This window comes from Ensifer sp. 2TAB8 (assembly GCF_052115125.1).
GTDB lineage: Bacteria > Pseudomonadota > Alphaproteobacteria > Rhizobiales > Rhizobiaceae > Ensifer.
Genome location: NZ_JBFRGB010000013.1, coordinates 144,548 through 165,090, shown reverse-complemented (window position 1 = coordinate 165,090; position 20,543 = coordinate 144,548). Strand labels below are relative to the sequence as shown.

General features: G+C 51.3%; 15 protein-coding genes and 5 pseudogenes. 2 read left to right on the top strand and 18 right to left on the bottom strand.

Features of this window, described 5'->3' with window-relative positions:
• The 10 genes and pseudogenes from AB4Z53_RS21710 to AB4Z53_RS21665 form a co-directional block, all read right to left on the bottom strand.
• Complete coding sequence (locus tag AB4Z53_RS21710; protein ID WP_441597684.1) at window positions 1-1,857, bottom strand: hypothetical protein; 1,857 nt, start codon at window positions 1,855-1,857, stop codon at window positions 1-3.
• A 145-nt stretch (window positions 1,858-2,002) separates the two neighbouring features.
• Window positions 2,003-2,884 (bottom strand): hypothetical protein, encoded by an 882-nt coding sequence (locus tag AB4Z53_RS21705; RefSeq protein ID WP_441597683.1) that lies wholly within the window; start codon window positions 2,882-2,884, stop codon window positions 2,003-2,005.
• A gap of 409 nt (window positions 2,885-3,293) precedes the next feature.
• On the bottom strand, window positions 3,294-4,361 hold the full coding sequence (locus AB4Z53_RS21700) for a hypothetical protein (RefSeq protein WP_441597682.1): 1,068 nt from the start codon (window positions 4,359-4,361) through the stop codon (window positions 3,294-3,296).
• A gap of 16 nt (window positions 4,362-4,377) precedes the next feature.
• Window positions 4,378-5,643 (bottom strand): hypothetical protein, encoded by a 1,266-nt coding sequence (locus AB4Z53_RS21695; protein ID WP_441597681.1) that lies wholly within the window; start codon window positions 5,641-5,643, stop codon window positions 4,378-4,380.
• A gap of 5 nt (window positions 5,644-5,648) precedes the next feature.
• Complete coding sequence (locus AB4Z53_RS21690; RefSeq protein WP_441597680.1) at window positions 5,649-6,302, bottom strand: ABC transporter ATP-binding protein; 654 nt, start codon at window positions 6,300-6,302, stop codon at window positions 5,649-5,651.
• Complete coding sequence (locus AB4Z53_RS21685) at window positions 6,299-7,075, bottom strand: ABC transporter permease (protein WP_441597679.1); 777 nt, start codon at window positions 7,073-7,075, stop codon at window positions 6,299-6,301. Before AB4Z53_RS21685 ends, AB4Z53_RS21690 begins: the two co-directional genes overlap by 4 nt.
• Before the next feature lie 71 nt (window positions 7,076-7,146).
• Window positions 7,147-7,737, bottom strand: a complete 591-nt coding sequence (locus tag AB4Z53_RS21680) for an acyltransferase (protein WP_441597678.1) — start codon at window positions 7,735-7,737, stop codon at window positions 7,147-7,149.
• Between the two features lie 26 nt (window positions 7,738-7,763).
• A complete protein-coding gene (locus tag AB4Z53_RS21675) occupies window positions 7,764-10,097 on the bottom strand; it encodes a glycosyltransferase (protein ID WP_441597677.1) in 2,334 nt (777 codons plus the stop codon).
• Between the two features lie 474 nt (window positions 10,098-10,571).
• Window positions 10,572-11,546, bottom strand: coding sequence for a polysaccharide pyruvyl transferase family protein (locus AB4Z53_RS21670; protein WP_441597676.1), 975 nt, complete (start codon window positions 11,544-11,546; stop codon window positions 10,572-10,574).
• 229 nt (window positions 11,547-11,775) lie between these two features.
• Window positions 11,776-12,071 (bottom strand): annotated as a pseudogene (locus AB4Z53_RS21665) (integrase core domain-containing protein); the annotation flags it as partial.
• 307 nt (window positions 12,072-12,378) lie between these two features.
• Between AB4Z53_RS21665 and AB4Z53_RS21660 the strand changes: the two are divergent.
• Window positions 12,379-13,089 carry a methyltransferase domain-containing protein gene (locus AB4Z53_RS21660; protein WP_441597675.1) on the top strand — a complete coding sequence of 237 codons (711 nt, stop codon included), beginning with the start codon at window positions 12,379-12,381 and terminating at the stop codon, window positions 13,087-13,089.
• Window positions 13,090-13,296: 207 nt separating this feature from the next.
• On the opposite strand, the pseudogene AB4Z53_RS21655 reads toward AB4Z53_RS21660, so the two are convergent.
• The 4 genes and pseudogenes from AB4Z53_RS21655 to AB4Z53_RS21640 form a co-directional block, all read right to left on the bottom strand.
• Window positions 13,297-13,605: pseudogene (locus AB4Z53_RS21655) on the bottom strand (transposase); the annotation flags it as partial.
• Window positions 13,542-13,745, bottom strand: a complete 204-nt coding sequence (locus tag AB4Z53_RS21650) for a hypothetical protein (RefSeq protein WP_441597674.1) — start codon at window positions 13,743-13,745, stop codon at window positions 13,542-13,544. The gene AB4Z53_RS21650 and the pseudogene AB4Z53_RS21655, both read right to left, overlap by 64 nt.
• A gap of 4 nt (window positions 13,746-13,749) precedes the next feature.
• Entirely contained in the window at window positions 13,750-14,040 is a 291-nt protein-coding gene (locus tag AB4Z53_RS21645) for a hypothetical protein (protein ID WP_441597673.1), read from the bottom strand.
• 29 nt (window positions 14,041-14,069) lie between these two features.
• The gene (locus AB4Z53_RS21640; protein WP_441597672.1) at window positions 14,070-14,576 is read right to left on the bottom strand and encodes a plasmid pRiA4b ORF-3 family protein; all 507 of its coding nucleotides are present in this window, start codon (window positions 14,574-14,576) and stop codon (window positions 14,070-14,072) included.
• On the opposite strand from AB4Z53_RS21640, the pseudogene AB4Z53_RS21635 reads away from it, so the two are divergent.
• A pseudogene (locus AB4Z53_RS21635) lies at window positions 14,530-14,721 on the top strand (helix-turn-helix domain-containing protein); the annotation flags it as partial. The gene AB4Z53_RS21640 and the pseudogene AB4Z53_RS21635 sit on opposite strands and share 47 nt — an antisense overlap.
• Window positions 14,722-14,836: 115 nt before the next feature.
• On the opposite strand, the pseudogene AB4Z53_RS21630 reads toward AB4Z53_RS21635, so the two are convergent.
• The 4 genes and pseudogenes from AB4Z53_RS21630 to rfbA form a co-directional block, all read right to left on the bottom strand.
• A pseudogene (locus AB4Z53_RS21630) lies at window positions 14,837-14,974 on the bottom strand (transposase); the annotation flags it as partial.
• A gap of 322 nt (window positions 14,975-15,296) precedes the next feature.
• Window positions 15,297-15,509 (bottom strand): annotated as a pseudogene (locus AB4Z53_RS21625) (IS110 family transposase); the annotation flags it as partial.
• A 60-nt stretch (window positions 15,510-15,569) separates the two neighbouring features.
• On the bottom strand, window positions 15,570-19,274 hold the full coding sequence (locus AB4Z53_RS21620; protein WP_441597671.1) for a glycosyltransferase: 3,705 nt from the start codon (window positions 19,272-19,274) through the stop codon (window positions 15,570-15,572).
• Between the two features lie 290 nt (window positions 19,275-19,564).
• Entirely contained in the window at window positions 19,565-20,431 is an 867-nt protein-coding gene (gene rfbA, locus AB4Z53_RS21615) for a glucose-1-phosphate thymidylyltransferase RfbA (RefSeq protein WP_441597670.1), read from the bottom strand.
• Window positions 20,432-20,543: the final 112 nt, after the last annotated feature.

Genomic DNA, 20,543 nt, shown 5'->3' with positions numbered 1-20,543 from the left:
TCATTTCGCAACCCATCCCGTGTTGCGAGAGCCCCGTTCCTTCACATACAATGTAGTATTCGCGCCGCCATCTAATCGAGTATAGAGAGATCCGACTGGCGCCGACAGCAGACCTTCCGGGCTTCCAACTCCGGAGGTCCAGATTGGGCTAGATGCACTCGGTCCTGGTCGGAAGTTCCGAGAGAAAACATTCAGGAACTTCTCCGTACCCGTGCCTAGACTCATAAACATATCGGTGATGAGTTGGAAGAAGTCACCATCAGGAGTAAAGCGAGCGATCGTCACCCCACCAACCTTGAAGGCTAAGGCCTGCTTCGCTTTCCCTTTGGTACAGGTCGCAGCAACAAAGGCATCCGCGCCGTCATGGCCGAGCGCAACCCCCGCTGCTCCAGAATTACGATTACCGAAGAAGCCGGAAACCTTTTCCTGACCGTAGACCGTTCTTTCGCCTCGCGCGGCCACCATGCCCCGCGGAACTTTAATTCCGGTTGGCTCTACATAAAGTGCATCGTCTTCGATGCCAAAGTTCTGTTCGTTGAAGTCGCGGCTACTGTTGCCAAGGAATTTACCACCCGACCAGCTTCCAGCGCCGAAGTATTCAAAACGAGCAACCGCCCCGCCCTGATGCGTGTTCCCCGAAATTACAGGCATTTGATAAACGGTTCCGGCACGTTCATTGACAAACTCGATGTCACACTTTCCGGGAGTGCCGCTGTTTGGATCGAGTGTCCGAAATGTACAGCCGACGACCGAACTTTCCACGTGATATGTTGTAGATTCGTCCATGAATGTATCAAAACGCAACCCTACATACGAATTTCCGTCAAAAGTACATCCAATGAAGCAAGACCGCTTCGTGATCGCCGACTTAACGACTGTCATACCCAGAGTTTGAGACCGTTCAAATTGGCAACCGATGTAACGAACCTCTACACCTCTATCTATCGCACCGTATCCCCCTGTGAACTGGCAGTCTAATACGGTACTGTCCGACCAATTCACGTCCAAGGTATGCTCTGTGTTTTCATCGGGCAACCGCACCTTGACGTTCGACATCCTGTTAGACCAACTCACGTCTGAAAGATTGTCTTTGTAGCCGTGAAAGCCCGCTGTTCCGGTATGCGTGGTCTCCAGCTTTATATCTTCAAACGTCATTTCGATGCATTGTCTAAAATTCATTAGATAGCGGTAACCACCGCCAGACGTGTCTCGCAATACGAATCCGCCGATTTTAGAGTGCGTCGAAAGCCCGTCTGAATTATTAGTTCCGATGCAATGCGTGCCAGTCCCACTAAAGATAAGCTTGGGCGCACCCGTCGTAACGTTGCTATCGCTATTCGCCATTCCAAAACCAATAATACTTTGGAAACGGGGAAGATCCAGTTGTCCGTGTAATCGGTAGTTCACGCCACCACGGACCAGATAAAGACGTCTAGAAAAAGCTACAGCACTCTGGAAGGCTGCTAGATCATCCGTAATCCCGTCACCCTTTGCGCCGAACATCTCCGGCGTCACGCCGAGCTCGGACAATTGGTAATAGGCCGTTGTAACACCATCTGCGAGACTGATCTGAAAGAAGCCGTTGTGCGATGGCACCACATCTACTTGCGTGTAAAGTGCGCCACCAAAATCACCGGGCATTGTGTAGCCGGCCGTACGGATGAAGGGTGGGGCTAAGACGGGGTGATAATTGGCGACCGCCCACCCCCGACTGGGCACCTCGTCCACCACATCCAGGCTTCGACCAGTACTCTCATACCAGCGCTCTTTCTCTTCCGGACATTGTCCATGATCGATAGCAGCCCCCCTATCCGTTGCGGCAAGTATCCCGACTTGGAGAAAAGATCGTCGCCTCATGAGCTTCCCCTAACGCGCTCGTTGACGGAGCACCGCCTGCGGAGCGTTCGCCACGAGCCTATTGCAAACATCGCTGCATGGCTTCGCCCCACGCACGAATGAACCGATCCAGCTAGCTCGTGCGATGTGGTAACGTTTCACACCTCTAGACTAGGCTATCTCGCAATGTTGCAACGATCAGGCTAACGATGGCCCAAACGACAAAGCAGCCAAGACCGACTAAGCCACTGTCTGTGAAGATTTGGGGGTAGAGCGGCGAGTCTGGCAAAACACCAGGAACAACAAGCGCGACGTAAAGCTGTTGCTTTTCGACCTCCTTTCGAGCGTCTTCATATCCTGTTCGGGCGAGTGTGTAGATTTTCTCCGCAAACTCTTCTTTGAGCCGTATGATCTCGTATTCTTTCAGTTGAAATGAGACCGAACTGCTACTATTCCCGGTCAGACTAGCATTCAGAGACCCTAATTGCTCGTTAACAGCTGCAAGGCGTGCCTGGTCGTATCGTTCACCTGGACGCCCACCTACACCTGTCGTCGTAGCAGTCGCGAGCCGCGTCTCAATCTCTATCTTCTTTGCAGTTAAGGTCGCTATATTCCCTATAATAACCTTAGCCGTCTCAAGCGGATCCAGATTGCCGCTCCGTTTCTGGAATTCAAGCATGGCTGTCCGAACATTCGCTAATTCGGTGCCAGCCTTTTCGACTTCTGCTATCGCTCTTGAAAGCGCGTCGGTACGACGCCTTCCAGAGATTTCATTCACAAGATGCTCACTCTTCTCTACTAATCTCTGTGACACATCCAGAGAATCTTGCGGACTATAGGCCCTGATCCGCATAGTGAGAATATTAGAAATTGTATCGACAGACGCTGTGATATGCGTTTTCCAATAGTCCCAGCTTTGCTCAAGATTTGCAGCTGAAGCCAATCTAGAGAACCTGTCTATATCTGGCCTGCCGTACCAGCCCTTGAGTGTCTCAACACCACCGAGATCCTGAATTACCGCACGGCYTTTAAGGTAATCCAGCACCATCAAAGTGTCCTGCCCGGTGCCCTGCGAGGACGGTCCAAGTCGGATACTACCGAGGATTGATTGCGCGAGAGATCGTCCGTCGCCCCTGGCTGCCTCCCGAACGGTTAACTTCACTTCAGTAACATAAACGGGCGATGCAATTGTCGCATAGTAAATGAACGCAATCAGCGTCGGAAAGAGAACAAACAGACTGAAAGTGGTACCCAAGGATCTACCCGACCCGCTACTCGAGGCCACCAAATGGTTTTGGCCGGAACGGACTGGCGCGGACGGCCGAAACAATAGCTTCGATGCGCGCTGCACACGAGACAATGTGCGACGAGCGCTCGAACCTATGACGGCAAGTTTCCGGTCATGCGGATTGATCCCTACCTGGTCGGCTCTTAAGCCGGGGTCGACGAGACCTGTTTCAGTGGGACGCGAATTGATTGTCATATGTGTTCTTGGATTCGATTAGTGCTTCATTGACAAAATTGTGAAGGGCAATGTCCTCGTCTAATAAGTCTCCTATCAATCCGATATCCGTCAACATCCGCGCCAATTCTGCGGTCCCCGGCAGCACATCAAGTTTGATGTCTTCAAAGCCGGTTGTTTGGAGATAGCCTGAAACGACGCTCGAAAAGTCATCGAATAGATCACGCGAGCCAACCATGTTCATATCAGCCAAATGATCGAGAGCCACGCTCACGTGCTTTCGATTGACGTCTTCTTCCGGAGCACACGCAAGCGCAGCAGTCATCGGAGACCTTAGCAATTTACGTTGTCCAGCGTTGAGCTTTCTAAAACCGGCCAACACGGCTCTCGGGCTTTGGAGATCGAGGCTTGACAAAGCGGGAGCGAGATCGCCAAACCTGTCTAGTTGTTCGCGCATCCTAGGGTTACTCGCCCGTTGGCGATCCAGGGTTTGTATGAGCAACAATCGCTCCGCAAGCTCTTCATATGGGTCACGAGTTAGTACGACTGTAAGGAAATCGCGCTCCTTCGCATATCCACCGTGACGCAACCAATTAAGTTGACCGTATATAAAAATAGAATCCGAGAAATTATGAGTTATCGTAGCATTGATCGTATCCAGCGTTTGCCTTTCAAGGAAAGGGTACCTGAGCGCGAAGTTTGACATTAGCACTCTAAGCATATTTATTTGAGGTAACGCCGCAACCTCAATAAACATTACTTTCTTTGGAAAGTGTTTTCTGAGATCACGGCGTCGATAAATCGGATGCCCGGTAGTTGCTTCACAAATCGTGAAATCTGATGTCTCAATATTCGCAACAAGACCAGCGTCCACTTGAAATCCAGCCATGCCAGTGGCGTGAATTCCATGGTGCACCAGATCTGAACGGAAGACATTCGCCTTAAACAAGATTGGTGCTCGATCCGGAAACTTTATCGAAAACTCCGGTGTTACAGTTATGTTTTCCATAACCAACCATCCGGTAACGGCTTGTCCTGTGTCTGCATCGACGTTGAAGTACATGAAAACACTGCTTTCCTCAGGAGGCCGCCATGTGGTCTCGAACCATCCAGCCTATCCCACCCAATATGCCCCAAATCAGCGCCCCGAGCAAAAACACGGCCAAGCTAAAGAGAATGCGGCGCGGGTAGAGAGCCTCCTCAGGAAGCCGCGGCGTGACGTAGGTCAAAAGATATGAGCGCTTCTTTTCGAGGGTGATTCTAGCTCGTTCATACTCCAAAACTGCATCAGCATAGATCGATCGTGCTATTTCTGCCTGCACCTCCMGATCCTGTATATTAGTCGCACGTGTCGCCAGAGAAACTTCCCCCTCAGACGTCGAACGCGCTGCCATCGACGCCTCATAGCCAGCGATCTGATCTTTTATTGAATCCGCCTGATGCTGAAGCGGTGTCATTTGGGGGGCACCTGCCGCGTCGCTCGCCTTGAGGGTCGCGATCTGCACTTCAATGTTCGCGAGAGCCGACCTCAACTGTGAGATCAAAGTTGAAGTGACTTCGGCCGATAACTTTACATCCAGGACCCCTGCCGTGTTGCGCGCATCCCTGAGACGGGAAGTTGCTGTCTCCAATTCTGACTTAGCTCTGTTTACTTCTAATTTACTCATCTCGAATGCATCAATGTCGCTTTTTTGCGTGAGATTATTCACGACGGATTCGGACAGCCCGATGATTTCGGTGGCGATCTTCAAACTGTCACCTGGTGAGAATGTGCTTACATACAACGTTGCCAGACCCGACGTGCGGTTCACATCCACAGAAACATGCCTCTTCCAATACTTTAGCAATTCCTCGGCCGTCGCATCTTCACTGACTTGCGCAACAAAGTCGCCGTTCCCGGGTCGAAAAACCCGCCGCAAACCTATGCTTTTCTCCAACGCATCTACCATTGGCCTGCTGGATATGTACTCGGAAATAATGATCGTGTTCTTGGCCTGTCCGGTCTGAATTAGCGATGAAACTCCGGCCAGCGCATCAAGTGCTGAAGTGTCGCCGGACGCTACCGAGAATCTTGCCTCTGCTGTAAACTGATCCGCTGCCACAAACGAGAAGTATCCCACCGCAGCGATCGTGGGCACAACAACAGCCATAACAAAGATCGCGCCAAGATAGTACCTGAAAAGCTTATCTGAACGCCGGACCCGGAACCCTCCGCTTACGACGGGCCTTGAAAAGCGCGCTTTCCTCGCAACGCGACGCAGTTCTTTAGAGGCAAACTCTGCCTTAGCAATCGCGGATTCCGAGACTCCGCTGGGTAGGCTACGCTTTGTTGCAATCTGCTCCATCGTCGTTATCGATTCAGTTTCTTATACAACTCAATTGCATCGTCGACATCTGTAAACTCATAGGCAAGGCCGTGAGCCAGAACAATTGCCCGCTTGCAGTACTCGCGAACCGTTTCCATTGAATGTGAGATCATGATCACGTCCGCCCGGTCTCGGCGCTTTGCAAACTCCTCATGACATCTGGCGGCAAAACGGGCATCCCCTACGGCGGTAACTTCATCGATAAGATAACACTCAAAGTCGATCGCCATCGACAATCCGAAAGCCAAACGGGCCGCCATACCGGACGAGTACGTGCGATAAGGCTCATCAATGTATGCCCCCACCTCCGCGAAGTCCTCGACAAATTCAACGGCACGTCTTGGATCTTGCCCATAAAGGCGGGCAACAAACTGGATATTCTCGCGCCCAGTCATCGCGCCGTGCAATCCCGCACCAAAGCCAAGCGGCCAAGACACTCTCGTAGAGCGTTTGATCCGCCCGGAGTTTGGAAGCTCGGTACCGGCGATCAAGCGCATTGTTGTGCTTTTGCCTGCTCCGTTGATCCCGAGAATAGCATACGACGTACCCGCGCTAAATTTGAGGGAAACATGATTCAGAATTATCTTCTTCTGCCCCTTAGTTCGATAGAACTTGAGCACGTTGTCTAACTCGATCATGATGACAAAAGTTTGCCTCGCATAAACCGCTCGCCTAGGAGACCGAGCAATAGACATGAGTTCGAGAACCAAACTAGATATCCACGGGACAACATGTCATCGCCATAACCCTCATAGTAAGCAGATCGCATCCACTCCACACAATGAACCAAGGGATTGAACCACATCATGTCCCTTACGTGTTGAGGCAACGTCGAAGGAACTATAAACACACCTGCAGTTGCATAAAGCAATACCATTAATACAACGAAGCCAATGTGCCAGAACGGGAAAATTGAAATGATGACAGTACTCAGATAACCCAAAGATATAGATAAATATATCGTGCAAATTATGGCCCCGGCCACCGTGGAATAATCCAGCGGTATCAGATCAACTCCCGCCGCCAGCAAACTTCCCGAGAATATAATAACAACTATAAATGCAGTAACAAACTCAATTATAATTCTCGAAACAATCACATCAAATACCCTTACCACCGGGAAAAGAAATAAAGGCTTACTCAGAGTAACAGAAATCGCAATGAGACGAGCAGGATAGAGGCAGAGGATGTATGGAAGAGCACCAGTTGCGACGAAAACTGCAGGATCCGTCCCCATAGGAAGCACGCGATTTATGAAGGCCGCAAGCACGACGATAGACGTTAAATGCGCAAGGGGCCACAGGACCGCAACGAGGTAGCCGAGGTGCGATCGCCCAAACCGCGTCCGCATGTCCCGAAGAACCAAGGCCGAGATAACATCAAGGCGGCTTTGCAACTTGGATTTTAGCATCTCCCCGCTCCCTAATTCCGTCGGGTGTCGGACTTGCGCATCAAACTTGGCTAAAATACGATCTTGAAGGACTAAAACTCCCAGGTCACGCCTTCGCGAATTACGCGAGCAGGGTTTCCTGCAATTAGAGAATTCGCCGGGAATTGTTTTGAAACGTACGTCCCTTTTCCCACGATCGAATCGGCGCCAATATTAGCGCCGCACCAGACGCTCGCTCCCGCCGAAATCCATACGTGGCGCCCAATTACAATATCACCCGGCGGGTTGAGCCTTTTTCCTGTTTTGACGTCGACAATTTTGTGAACATGACTGCTGGAGACCATCGTGTCGCCCCCAAAAAGCGAATGCGCTCCGATGTCAATTGAAGATGGCTCATGCATCTGGATGATTGAATGCCCATTAAAACCGCATCCGGCGCCGATATGTAAATGTCCCGGCGCGAGCAGATGGATATTCTGTCCGTGAAATACGCAACTCGCCTCGATATCAACGCTGGCACCACCGGTAACTTCTAGAAAAAGATTGGCGCAATACCGCGGCGCCTCGATGCGCACCTTGTTCCCAACCCCCCTTATCACGACGCGACCAATACCGTTTTCTCGATACACTGGCGCGATGTGAATCTCGTTACAACCTTGGTTTTGTTCAATTATCTCAAGCATGCGCATTCTCTTTCAGATAGGTATCGCTAGTGATCTGTCGGCAATACAATGGATTTTGTCGAACCCACGAATCTTATGGGCCGGCGCTCGAAGAAGCCATCCCGGAGGTAATGCACTAACGGATTAATCCCTCTTTGCCGGATATCGGAATTTTGTTCGACATACCATTCGAGATCGAACAGCGGCCCCGGGTTTCTCCCCTCTCTCCATCCGTATCGACAAAAATGCTTCGCGTGTCCCCGCTCCATGGCACGCATATCCCTGTAAGTCTCTCTATAGTATTGTTCATCAAAGAACGGAGACACACGAACCGCATGAAAGTCAGTGAAGATCGATGAAAACAATTTGCCACCGCGACGGCGAAGTTTTTTTCCGAGCTCCAGCGTCATTTTTCCAAGTGACCTGAGCAGACCACGGTCAGCACCATCATCAATGTCCCCGGCCTCAAATGGCAACAACTTTTCGTGAAGGTCGGATCTCGTTTGGTTGGCGCAAAGTGCAGCTAAGGTTTTGCGTAGAAGGTCCGAGGAATCTTTCCACGTTATTTCATTAACATCGCAGTCTTCTGCGGCCCAATTAGGCAAATGATCGTTCAGCCTGTCCGCTAGTTCGCTGGTTGTATCGTATAAGTGAATGTTATTTCTAAAACCATTATGAACTCGAATTTCTTCGTACACCGGCATACGCCTAGCAAGAATAGGCTTTGCGCTCGCCATTGCGTTCAATATAGGAAATCCGAACCCCTCATAGTGCGATGGAAAGACAACCACCTTCGCACCTTGGTACAAGTTTCGAACTTGTTCCTCCGCGATTTTTCCTGACCTGAAATACCGAACCCTTTCAGTATTGATACCTTCAATTCCCAGCACGACAAACTTCTGTTTAGTTTTGGAAAGAAGCGCCTCCACTGTTTCCTTGACGAATTTGTGCCTAAAATCATTCCCGACAATCAGAATGTAATTCTCATCTGTTTGTGTGGACTTGCGCACAACGGGCGTTCCGCCATATTCCGCAACACTCGTCGAGTGCAGGGCCACAACCTGTTGAGTAGATTGCGGAATATTGAACCTCAGATTGAACTGGCGGGCAGTATAGGCACTATTAAAAAAAATGGCGTCAGACGTACGCAGCGTGAGATCCCAGATACGCCGCAGACCGTTCTCGTCTAAAGACATCGCGTCCATTGCAATGGTATCCAACATAAAAATCACTACGACCGGTGCGCGGTGCCGAAGCCATTTGACATCCTTCTCCCTAAAAGGTTGACCGATGCGGACGATTGCCGCCAATGGAGACTGATCATCAATTGCCTGCCATCGGACTCCTTGTAGACGGTCAAAGCCATGAAAGTCATACGCGTCCTTTTGGCTGATGATGCTGATAGAAAACTCGCTCTCGGCCTTAGAAAAGGCCTCCACGATTTTGAACGCAGCTTCAAAAGTGCCGTTGTGGTAGCTTCCAAGGGAACGCATATCAAAACCGACATGCAACTTTTGCCGTCCATCGAGCACGAATCCGTCAAGCAAAGCTAATGCCTTATAGGCTGGAGAGGACACATATCGCGCAATACTCCGAGAATATTCCGGATACCTGGCGTTAAAGATTTCTGCGTTTTTCAACTCGCGCGACGACCTTCCAGCCTCCAGCAGTGAGAACGAGCTTTCTCCAACGTGATACACGAACGCGTGGTTTGCGATCACCGCGCGGTACCCAACGCGGTTGGCCCGCATGATGAGGTCGTTTTCCTCATTGTATCCCATTCCATAAATTTCATCGAAAACACCGAATTCAGCAATTACAGCGTGTTTAATGTATAAGCAAAACCCCACCGCAATTGGTACATATTCAACACGGGACAAGCGATGCTTTAACTGTTCAAAATTGGAATAACAGTCTCTGGGAGACAAGCCACGGAAAGCTGTTCCCACCGGAGTGGTACATATCGTTGCGTTATTGGAGCGCGGACTCACAAAGCCAATCATGTGATCGTTATACGCGACCGCCTTCATTTCCCTCAAAGCTCCAGGAAACAATTCTACGTCGGAATTAAGGAGGACGACGTCCTGGCGGTATTGTCGTCCCATACCGAGCGCAATATTCGCGGATTTTAAGAAGCCAACGTTCTCGCTGTTCACTATGACATTTACCTTGAGGTCGCGTTGCAACACGTTAAGGTAGCCATTGAGGACCGTCAGAAGTTCATCATCATTCGGCGAATCAACAATAAACAGTATCTGAACATCTAGTTCCTTCAACTCATGTATAACATTCTTTATGGAGCCAATCAGCGGAGGCAAAAGGTCTGCGCGGCGATAAAGCGGGCAGGCCAAAATAATACCCTGGCTCTGAAATTCAGACATGTTCTGGTCGCTCTATTTTTCGTAGGTGAAGCGTATGCTTTTGCCGATCCTTGTTGGATCGTGCTCGATCCCGTGTCAGGGTCGCCAGCGTTTATAGCACTTACCAATCGGTCTCCTGATCCATCCGATGCGCTTAGCCCGGCTGCCATAGCAATGCAAGCGAGTGAGTTAAGCATGTAGATCATTTCATAGCTCCGCCGCAGGTATGTTCGTCCGTTGCCTGCTTTCCCTCATAGCGATACCCCAAAGTGCAATTCCTTATCGGACCGACCCCGGTCATTCCGCCCCGCCCATGGAAAGGCGCGGCCATCGGCCGCTGGGATGGAAGGAGTGCCGTCCGGCCTGTCGAACGCGCCAAGCCGCGGAGCGTTCCGCAGGTCCATTTTGTCGCTCCGCGTCATTCAGTTATTTAGTTAACGAGTGCAACATCAAAAAATATTGATAGAGGGGTTCGAAGCCACGCGCCGGAACAAATTACTCGTCACTCCAGGTGAAGCCGTTTTCACGAAAGAACTCTAAGAATTTTGTTCTATATGCCCGATACTTGCCGAAGTCGGAGTCTTTGAAAACTTCAAAAAGACCTTCGAAATCCAATGGAACGCGCGTATCGATTTGCTCAGGTTTTACGTAAGGAAGCCCCATCACTTCGGCAAGTTCTTCCGTTCGCGAATCATGAGCGACTAGTACAGCTGGCGTTCCAGCAACCAACGAAAGCACAGTTGCATGAATTCGCGTGCCGACAAAAAAATCCTTCTTTCTCGCGTAAGAAATCCACTTTTCTAAATTGTAAAAGAATGCAGCCTTTGTCCTCAAAAATCGAACGAGATTTGGATACGGACCGGCCGCATAAGTTCGATTGACCATATGCGCGTCAGCCGGCTCAATGTCGTATGGAGCAATTCCAGTTGCAATCTCGAGATCTACCAGTTCTGACTGCAGCAATATGTCCATCTTTAAAGCGAATGCTTGCCGATAAAAATAAGACTGAATTTCGCTGCCAGCCAAATTACCATGTCTCGTCCCGTGGAGAACAATTTGTGGCCCCAGCACGCCTTTATCGATCTCGGGCCCCCGAGGGCCACAGAGCAACAAAGACGGACACCCAGTCGGCACTGAGTTCTTGATGCCGTAGTGTTCGAGCACTTCAGAGGAAAACGGTCCTCTGGTCGAAATAGCGCCGGAGCGCTCAGCCACAACTTTGAGAAGCCGAACAGTTCCCGGCTCGATTCGAGGAATCTCCTTCCTTAGGCTGGACTGCGCTCCAATCCCTACGATGAACGCTGGCAATTTCGACTTCTCAATTTCGTCTGCCAGCCACCTAAAGTCGTCCCCAGGGTTAAGCCAATTCGCCGCCGCGACAACGACACAATCGCCATCGGTGTCATTTAAGCTGTTTGGCTGCCATTTACCGCCAATTAGCAGTCTGACAAGCGCTTCCGTGAAGAGCATATTTCCCGAATTTCCACCCAGACGCTTCAGTAACGCCGTGTTGTCGCTTATTTCGTTGCCTAGAAGCGACGGCACTCCTACGACACGAGGACGAACAAACATACTTATTTCTCGCTGCTGTGACCCGCTAAAAACCGGAGGCTTATTAGCTCTCTTAGCGAGTACAGGCGAAGCAAGCTAGAGGGCCCGAGTGCCCCATTTTGCCGAACAAGTCATCTAATGAGACAATGCTTTTGATAAGTTCCCTGCGATATACCATTTTCCGCGCTGAATGCGGATGAATTTCCTTGTAATCCTCGATCCATCCATCGATGTTCCGGAGCGTGTTGTCGCCGTCGGGAATAGGCGAGATGCGTGTATAGAAGCGTTTCAGGGTTTGGATGATAGCCTCCGACATCTGTTTGCCTGAGGCCTCGCGATTGGGGTGGAGCACGGGACCAGATTTGCAGCTTCAGCAAACGGCCTGGTTTCCCTTGCTCAGTAGGCACTACCATTACCGGACAGACGTTCGAAGGAAAGGGGGGATGCTTACCGTCGACGCTGACGACCCGATAGCCATAAGTTGGCCGAGCATCCACAATCTTGCCAATGGCAAGTATAGTTCGCGAGGCCTGACCTACCCTTCAGACGTTCGGATCTCAACCGTAATGCACGGCAAACCGTAGTGGTTTCAATAGCATATGGCGCCACTCCAAATGTATCTGACCAAAGTTCCTGCTTCCCAAGTCAAACGAGAATTGCCATAAGACAAACCGGCTTCGGCCCGGACTCACATTGAATTGTTCGGCGCGAATTTCGCCACTGCCTTACAAAAAGAATAGGAGAGAGACCAATGCACGATACGGCGTTAAGTACTGGAGCACTCTTCTTCGCGTCGTACGCGAACGTCAACTGGACGACCGTGGTCGAAACCGGATCCCTAGATGTAAACGGCAGCCTCAGGAACGTTGCGCCCGCTGATCTCTTTTACGTTGGCGTTGACACCGAGTTCGGCAAGTCGGTTGACGTCAAGGTTTGTATTGGCGACCCATTGCCATTCCGCGACGAATTTGCAGATTGTATTGTTTCCTCATCGCAAATGGAGCATGACGATTTTTTCTGGATGACGTTTCTTGACATGCTTCGGGTCGTCAAAACCGGAGGCTATATCTACATCAACGCCCCATCAAACGGAGCATACCACAGGTACCCAAACGATAATTGGCGCTTCTATCCGGACTGCGGCAACGTTCTCGTTAAATGGGCGCGGCGAAACGGGTTTTCTGTGGAACTAGTTGAATCGTTCGTTTCGGACAGAGCCGGCGACATATGGAACGATTTTGTTGCGGTTTTCGTTAAGGGCTCTCTACATAACCCGCCTACTACCTATATCTCTGATCAAATCAAGAGCAGGAACGTCTGGAAGTGGCACGCCGAGGCTCCCGACCAATTTACTCCAGTGGTAGAAGACCTTAGCATTCAACGGCATCAAGCTGAGCACATAAAACAGCTACGTGTACAGATCGAAGATATGGCGCAAAAATGTCCCATTCTGACCACTTAGCGGTGATTGAAAAAGCGAGCTGACGTGCCTTGGACTTGGATCCATCTGTGACTCGAGTCTCAGGTATCCTGAGCCGCCCTAGAGCATTGAACCATCGGTGGCCGGATGTGCCACGCGAGCAGATCGTTATCGCAGCTTCAACGCCCCTGCTGTCAATGCCGTTCGAATTTTCCAAAGTTGGAGTGCGCCCCTTGGGGTGGACAAGGATCAGGCCGCTGATTTGCCAGTCTGCCGGATGTGTTGGTCCTCGAACTGTTGGGGGCTCAAATAGCCGAGCGCTGAATGGAGCCGGCGCTTGTTGTAGACCTCCTCGATGAAGTGGGGAAGGTGTTTGGTGACATCCTCGAAGGTTTCGAACGCCATCGGATAAACAGCCTCGACTTTCAGCGCTTTCATGAAGCTCTCGGCCTTGGCGTTGTCGTAGGGGTTGCCCCGGCGGCCCATCGAACCGATCAGGTCATTGGCGGCGAGTGTTTTGCGGTAGAGCTCGGCAGCATACTGCGAGCCGCGGTCAGAGCCCCCTTTAGGAACTCCAACTCGAGCGCCTGCTTGCCGACCAGCCGCTCCAGCGCCGCGATCCGGGCCTCGTACTCCTGGATGAGGTCGACGGCCTGCGCATCGTCGTCAAATGCGCCTTCCTCGTACTTCGTAACCATCCGGTCAGGACCGCAGCAGCCTAGGCTTCTTGTGGTTTCTTTCTGCCACGGGTTTCGAAGGCGCGTCGCCAATTCCACGAAGATCGCGGACCATCTGTTGAAGGTTGTCGATCCCGAGTTGGGTGAACAGGATGATGTGCTCGCCGAGCTCGGAGCCCGGATAGTCGTCATATGCAGACAAGCAGCCATCTTCGGAGAACATCTCAATCGAGCATTCCCGTAAGAAGTCTTCGTCCTCATTGAGCATCGCTGCGACGTATTTCAGGGTGTAGAGGGCGGAGTTGCGATAGCCCATACTGCCTCGTTCTGTGTTTTCAGATTTGGTCAGTGCTGCTGGTTTTGGCTCTTTGCAAAGCCAGCTTTTCCGAGTGTCCGACGGCGGGCAAGTTTAGCGACACGATCTTGAATGATATCAACGCTTATATCGACGGGGTCAAAGCGGCCACCATACCAACGCACGAACTCGCGATGCTGCGGATGCCGTGGCTTCGCCATGACTCGCAGGAATTCCTCGAACCCCGAGGTGCTGCCAACATCTTCCGGCGGCGCCCTGCGCTCACCATCAATGAATCGCGGATATTCGATCCTAGGGTTGCCATCCTCCACAGCCTGGACCGTGACAGTGTGCTGCCAGTTATCACCAAAGTCATAGGTGTAGCTGTCAGTACCGGAACAATACTCCCCACTAGTGCCGTTTGAATCTTCCCCAGTTTGCGCGCTGTAGCCGGTCTTTCGGGGCGCGCCCCGGAAGACCGGCGGCACGTCGTCACCGATACTCCTTCCGATGGTCGGAAGGGGGATTTCGGTGATCAAGCTGAGGGAGACGATCATGATCCTGGATTTGCATCGACAAGGTTTGTCGGTGTCGGCGATCGCCAGGCAGACTGGCATCGACCGCAAGACGGTACGCAAATATATTGAGCGCGGTCTGGAGGCTCCGTCCTACGGCCCGCGAAAGCCACGAGCGGCGGTGATCGACCGACGTGATCACCTCAACCTGATGCTTCGTCATAGGCATACTCCTAGGATTACTCCTAGGATTTGCGATCTTCGCCCTCAGCTCGCAAGACGGCCTTCACCGTGGGGATACCGTACTTCTGAACCCAGATGCGGATCAGGTTGCGCGACACGTCGCGGCGTTTTGCCAAACCATGCAGCGTCTCGCCGGCGAGAAATTCCTGCACGACCTGACGTTTGAATTCGACGCTGTGACTGCGGTGTTTTGCCATGGGTCTTCTTTCCGAAAACCCGGAAGGCCGGTCAATTCCTCATCCCGATCTGTCCACCCCAAGGGGCGCATGTATGGACGACCTCCGCTTGGCAAGGACTTTTGGTGTGGCTGCGACTTGGTCGGGTGCAGGCATGTATACGGCCTTTCGATTGCGGCCGTTCAATGCCGCTGGCCCTGATGAATTCCGCAGATCCAGTCCCATTCACTCCAACGCGCTTCGGAGCGCATTGCCCCTTGTGGCGGGCTTCCAGATCCCGGTTCGACCGTTCGCATCACACCATTTGCACCTCACCAATCTCCAAGAGTTCAGGCTTCCTGTATCAGACAGGGATTGATCGATAGCGTTCGCCGGACATCATCATTGCCCAGGCGACCCGTGCCATTTTGTTAGCTAGAGCGACTGCCACGACGTTGTGCGGATTGCGAGCCAGCAACTCGGCGGCCCACTTCTTCGGCCCTGTTCCTCCCGTGCGACTGAAGCGCAACACGGCATGAGCTCCGACAACGAGTAGTTTGCGGACGTAGGGATCACCTAAGGGTTCACGCCCTGAATGCAAAGCCGGCCAACAATCCCCACTCTCACTGACGCGTTGTCAATTTCGTCCCGCGCGCTCTTCGAACTCCAACAGCCAACGATGAGCACGTCCAAAAAGGAATGGTTTCCGTCTCGGGACGCTGAACTGAACACCCCTGATCGCAACATACTCAGCGTGCATCTCCTCCCAAACGTCAGAAACCGCGTTTGTCGCTACGCCGCCGTGAAACTGGTGGAATGTACCTTCACCCAAAAGGGTGACGACCAAATTTCTCTCGTCGTCACACAATCTCCGCCACATATCCAGATTCACGAGCCCCCCACCTCTGCCTTTAAAGGCAGGATCAAACCCTCCGTACTCGTTCCACAGCTCTTTTCTCAGGAACAGTGCGTTTGTTTCAGCCGGGCACTCATATAATCCAAACCGGGACGACGGATCGAAACTGCTGATACGAAATAACTCATAACTATTTAGACGCCAGTTGACGGTAGCGAGCAGTTCGTCCTCAACGGTCTGATTATACCCTTTGAAAACACTTGCATTTTGAGCCTCATGGCCGAGATGGAAAGATAGGCTTCCGACGACTGCTCGATCATGCATTTCGCAGGCAGCCAAGCCCGCTTTCAGCAAATTTGGAGAGCCCATTCTCGCCGCGTCTATAAAGGCACAGACGATAGCTCCTTCCGCCATCTCAATGCCGCTATTCAAAGCGGCAACCGGGGATGGCATAGGGTGCTCCATGCGCACTAACCGAATGTTAGGGCAAATATCTTTTAGTGATTGAACATCATATTCCTGGCTTGAACCATTGTCGACTATAATGACTTCATAGTCATCRCTCGACAACTCTTGATTTGTGGGGCTCAGAGTTAAAAGAGTCCGAGGTAATTCCCGTGCCATATTGTAGGCAACAAGCACTACCGATAGTCTAGTCTGCCGCGATTTTCGCCTACCGCTCTGGAATACACTATCATAGACACCTATATATTGATTGACCACCAAATCTTGATCAAACTTACGGGCAGCGGCCGACACATTCTGCGTAACTTCCTCATACAACTGAGCATCGTTCGCCAAAGTGTGAATTTTGTCCGACAGTGAAGTTACATTGATTGACCAATTATCAAGCTCTTCAATTATCCCAGCGAGCCCGCCTTCTGTCGACAGCATCTCCCGTACCTCTCCGATCTCGGTCGAGATTACCGGGCGTCCCACACTCAAGCACTCTATGAGTACAAGAGGACAACTCTCACCTCGGAACCGAGAAGCAATGAGGCCTGCATTGCATAAAGCAAAGTAATCTCGCACGTTATCGCGAAAGCCAAGCAATCTCACGTTAGTTGGAAGCGCTTCTTGGTTAAGCCGCTCAAACTCAGGGCCATCACCTATCAGAATGAGTCCAATCCTACGCTTTGATCGCTCGTTTGCAATTTTCGTTGCCTCAATGGCTTCGGACCACCCCTTCTCTGCAACGGCTCTGGAGGCGAGGCATAACAGAAAGTCGCCTTCATCAAATCCAAGCTCTTCACGGCTCAGTTTAGATAGAGGTCTCATTGCTATTGTATTCGTGATCTTTCGGAATACGTTATTCTTCCGAAACTCCTCCGAAAATGGCGGCAAGTTCTTATCTGCGATGTAAACGAAGGCGTCAATACGCTTCAAATCACTCTCATAGCGCCTCACGGTCTCAGGCGCCATAATTTCATAAAAGCCGTGGGTAGTCACGACTTGTCGAATACTAGGAAAGTTCTCAAGCGCAATCGCAAGTGTAATATCAACCCACCCATGATGAGAATGAACTAACTCTACTCCGAGAGATTTCAGTATAGCGCCGCATTCCGCGCTGTTTTGTGGTTCCACTATAGGTATCGACGGACTGAGAGTTTTGCGGACGCCCACGTTGGTTACTTCGGACTGGAAGTTTAGCAAAGTTACTGCGAACCCTCGCTCTTGTAGCAGGTTTGCGAGCAAGATCGGGAACGCCTCGCCACCACCAGTCACAAGTGCATAAGTCGCAACTGCAATGTTTCTTCGCCTAAACTTCCCCTCCTGGATTACTTTTTTCAGGCTAAACAGTCTCTCAAACTCGGCCCGCGAATTATGTCCCCGCTTCATGCACCAGTGTCTATACAGGACCTCTTCGTGCGCCCGAAGAACCTTCTCCCCGACAGCGTACGTTCTACTAAGATACCGAGCGACGACTTCATGTTCCTCATAATAAATATCTTTATCATGGGTGGAGATCGATGTATTTTGCGGATGTTGGCGGTAGTAATTTGTGACAACGGGACTATACCCGACCAATCCACCTCGTATAAGCGAGAGATAGAAGATCCAATCGCCGCACATTCTGAGACCGCGCCACTCGGGGTCGTCTAGAATACTGAGATCGCCTGGGTTACGAAACAGAACTGCGCTCACATTTGGAGCAATATTCCTTGCTCCCCACGCCGTTTCCACCAATTTGTGAGATGGCATAACAAACGGCGCCGCCCCACTATTGAAACCTATCTCGGCCCAATACTCTTCTGATGTCCAGGTTCTACTTCCAGAATTCCCCGCAACAAAATCTGTACGGCAAAACGCGACCATTACAGCGTTGTTCCGAAAAAACCGAACGAGTTCACGCAACAGGTTTTTATCGCAGTAGTCGTCGCTCTCCGCGATCCAAATTATTTCGCCACTAGCAAGTTCCAAGCCTCGCTTCCACTGATTAAAGACTCCACCTGAATTCGCGACATTGCAGACTAGTCGCGTTTTTTCGGAGTACTTTTCAGCGTATTCCGCCAGCACCGCGACACTACCATCCGTCGATGCGTCGTCCAAAAGTATGACCTCGAAATTCTCATATGTTTGCGAGTAGATCGACTCAAGCCTCTCGCGCAGGAACGGGGCATGATTGAAATTTGGGACAATCACCGACACCATAGGCGAAAAATCCGGGTGCGGTTCTGGGACTTTCCATTCTACACTGGTTGTTGCGGCCGCGCCAAAGTGGGTGTTCGGGAATCCCCACTTCGTGATATTCATTCTGTCCGAGAAGGAGAGCGGTCGCCCTTCCCAGCGCCCTCGGCTTGTGTAGTGGGCATGCGGATCAAGTTGACGGTCAGCCACGTCCTTATAGAAACAGGTATACCAATGTCTATTGAATGCTGGGACACGACCTTCATGCCGCCCGTGGCCGGTGTAATGCTCGTAAGCATCGAGCCCGGACGCGGAAATATCGCGATAAAGTAGTAAATAGAAATTGCGGTCAAAACCAGCGTGGAATCCAAGTGTTTTCCCAACCGTTCGATAGTGCTCCATCGGGTCGGAACAAGCCGACCGCACCTGCGGATACTCGTCTAAATACCAAGCGCTATCGAATGCAGGAATACGCCCTTCAAATTGACCGTGAGACAAATAATGTTGCTTGAGCGAACCGTTGAAGGAAGCAAGCTCAGGGTATTCCTCCAAGTACCAACCTTCGTCGAACGACGTATAGTAACCGCGTTTCTTTCCTATCTTGCGATAATGGTCCCAAGGGTTCAATCCACTCCGAGAAACCTCAGGGTACAACGCACAATAGAAATCAGGATCAAGACGGAATCCAAGCGTCTGCCTACCTTCGCGCGAGCCGAACAATGTATAGTGAACAAGCGGATTCATACCCGAAGCAGCAACATCTGGATTGTTCTGCAGATAGTAGGATGTATCAAATTGCGGCCCTGGATTTCTGCCCTCCGCGGAACCATGTCTCAAATAGTGTTCACCACTATCCATCGATGCGTTCGCGACATCCGGGTACTCATGCTTATACCAACTATCATCCAAAAGGGGGGACGACCTAACAACGGAGAGTTGCCTGCGAAAATTCACCAAGTGCAGCTTCATAATGTAGTGATCACCTCAATTACTTCGCTCGCAAAGCTAGACCCGTCGTCATTTTGGGCGGCGCTACCGAAGCTCGGCGGAGAAACCTTCGGCTTTACCATTGCGAGCGTCGAAATCGACTACCGATTTTCCGTAGCCTTGCTCAACCGACGCGATGTGCCAACCAATGCGCGATCCGTTCAGTCGTTGACGAGTTTTAGTAGATATTTCCCATAGGCAGTCTTCCCGTACCGGTTACCATACGCAATAAGTTGGTCGCGTGAAATATAGCCGTTCATATATGCGATTTCCTCGATGCACGCGATATTTGTCCCTTGCCGATGCTGGATAACACGAACGAACTCAGATGCCTCTAACAAGCTGTCGTGGGTACCGGTGTCTAACCAAGCGTAGCCTCGCGACATCCGCTCAACAAAGAGCGCACCATGCTCCATATATACCCGGTTTAGGTCGGTAATTTCGTATTCCCCGCGCTTCGATGGCCTCAATGTCTTGGCATACTCAACGACCCTGTTGTCATAAAAATATAGCCCGGTCACTGCAAATCGGGACTTCGGTCTTTCTGGCTTCTCTTCAATACTGATAGCATGCCCATCCGCAGCGAGTTCGACAACACCGTAACGCTCGGGATCGTCGACCTCATAGGCAAATACTGTCGCACCCTTTCTGCGATGCGCTGCTTTTTCCAAAAGCTCGCTTAGGCCCGCTCCAAAAAATATGTTGTCACCTAGTACAAGAGCAACGTTGTCCTGTCCGATGAACGCCTCCCCAATAGTGAACGCTTGAGCGAGGCCCTCAGGCTTAGGCTGGACAGCATAACGTATTTGCAGTCCCAGCTCTTCACCCCCTCCAAACAGCCTCTCGTAACTACCCAAGTGCTCCGGCGATGAAATGATCAATATCTCTCGAATGCCTGCCTGCATCAAGACAGAAAGAGGATAGTATATCATCGGCTTATCGTAGACAGGGATCAGTTGTTTGTTGATCGCTAGCGTTGCCGGGTGAAGGCGCGTACCGGAGCCGCCGGCGAGAATGATGCCTTTCATTGAAGATCTACTCCCTGGATTGTCGTTTGATACGGCGCCCCAACCCGCATCACCGAAAGTTTATTTGTACCCGAAACAATGAGGTAGGTTCGGACTTTCCGGGGGCGGTGGC

Bases quoted from the DNA above. Each gene is read 5' to 3' on its own strand.
- AB4Z53_RS21680 (WP_441597678.1), bottom strand. From the start codon at position 7,737: ATGCTTGAGATAATTGAACAAAACCAAGGTTGTAACGAGATTCACATC.
- AB4Z53_RS21690 (WP_441597680.1), bottom strand. From the start codon at position 6,302: ATGATCGAGTTAGACAACGTGCTCAAGTTCTATCGAACTAAGGGGCAG.
- AB4Z53_RS21675 (WP_441597677.1), bottom strand. From the start codon at position 10,097: ATGTCTGAATTTCAGAGCCAGGGTATTATTTTGGCCTGCCCGCTTTAT.
- AB4Z53_RS21645 (WP_441597673.1), bottom strand. From the start codon at position 14,040: ATGGGCTATCGCAACTCCGCCCTCTACACCCTGAAATACGTCGCAGCG.
- AB4Z53_RS21710 (WP_441597684.1), bottom strand. From the start codon at position 1,857: ATGAGGCGACGATCTTTTCTCCAAGTCGGGATACTTGCCGCAACGGAT.
- rfbA (WP_441597670.1), bottom strand. From the start codon at position 20,431: ATGAAAGGCATCATTCTCGCCGGCGGCTCCGGTACGCGCCTTCACCCG.
- AB4Z53_RS21670 (WP_441597676.1), bottom strand. From the start codon at position 11,546: ATGCTCTTCACGGAAGCGCTTGTCAGACTGCTAATTGGCGGTAAATGG.
- AB4Z53_RS21700 (WP_441597682.1), bottom strand. From the start codon at position 4,361: ATGTACTTCAACGTCGATGCAGACACAGGACAAGCCGTTACCGGATGG.
- AB4Z53_RS21685 (WP_441597679.1), bottom strand. From the start codon at position 7,075: ATGCTAAAATCCAAGTTGCAAAGCCGCCTTGATGTTATCTCGGCCTTG.
- AB4Z53_RS21660 (WP_441597675.1), top strand. From the start codon at position 12,379: ATGCACGATACGGCGTTAAGTACTGGAGCACTCTTCTTCGCGTCGTAC.
- AB4Z53_RS21640 (WP_441597672.1), bottom strand. From the start codon at position 14,576: ATGATCGTCTCCCTCAGCTTGATCACCGAAATCCCCCTTCCGACCATC.
- AB4Z53_RS21650 (WP_441597674.1), bottom strand. From the start codon at position 13,745: ATGGTTACGAAGTACGAGGAAGGCGCATTTGACGACGATGCGCAGGCC.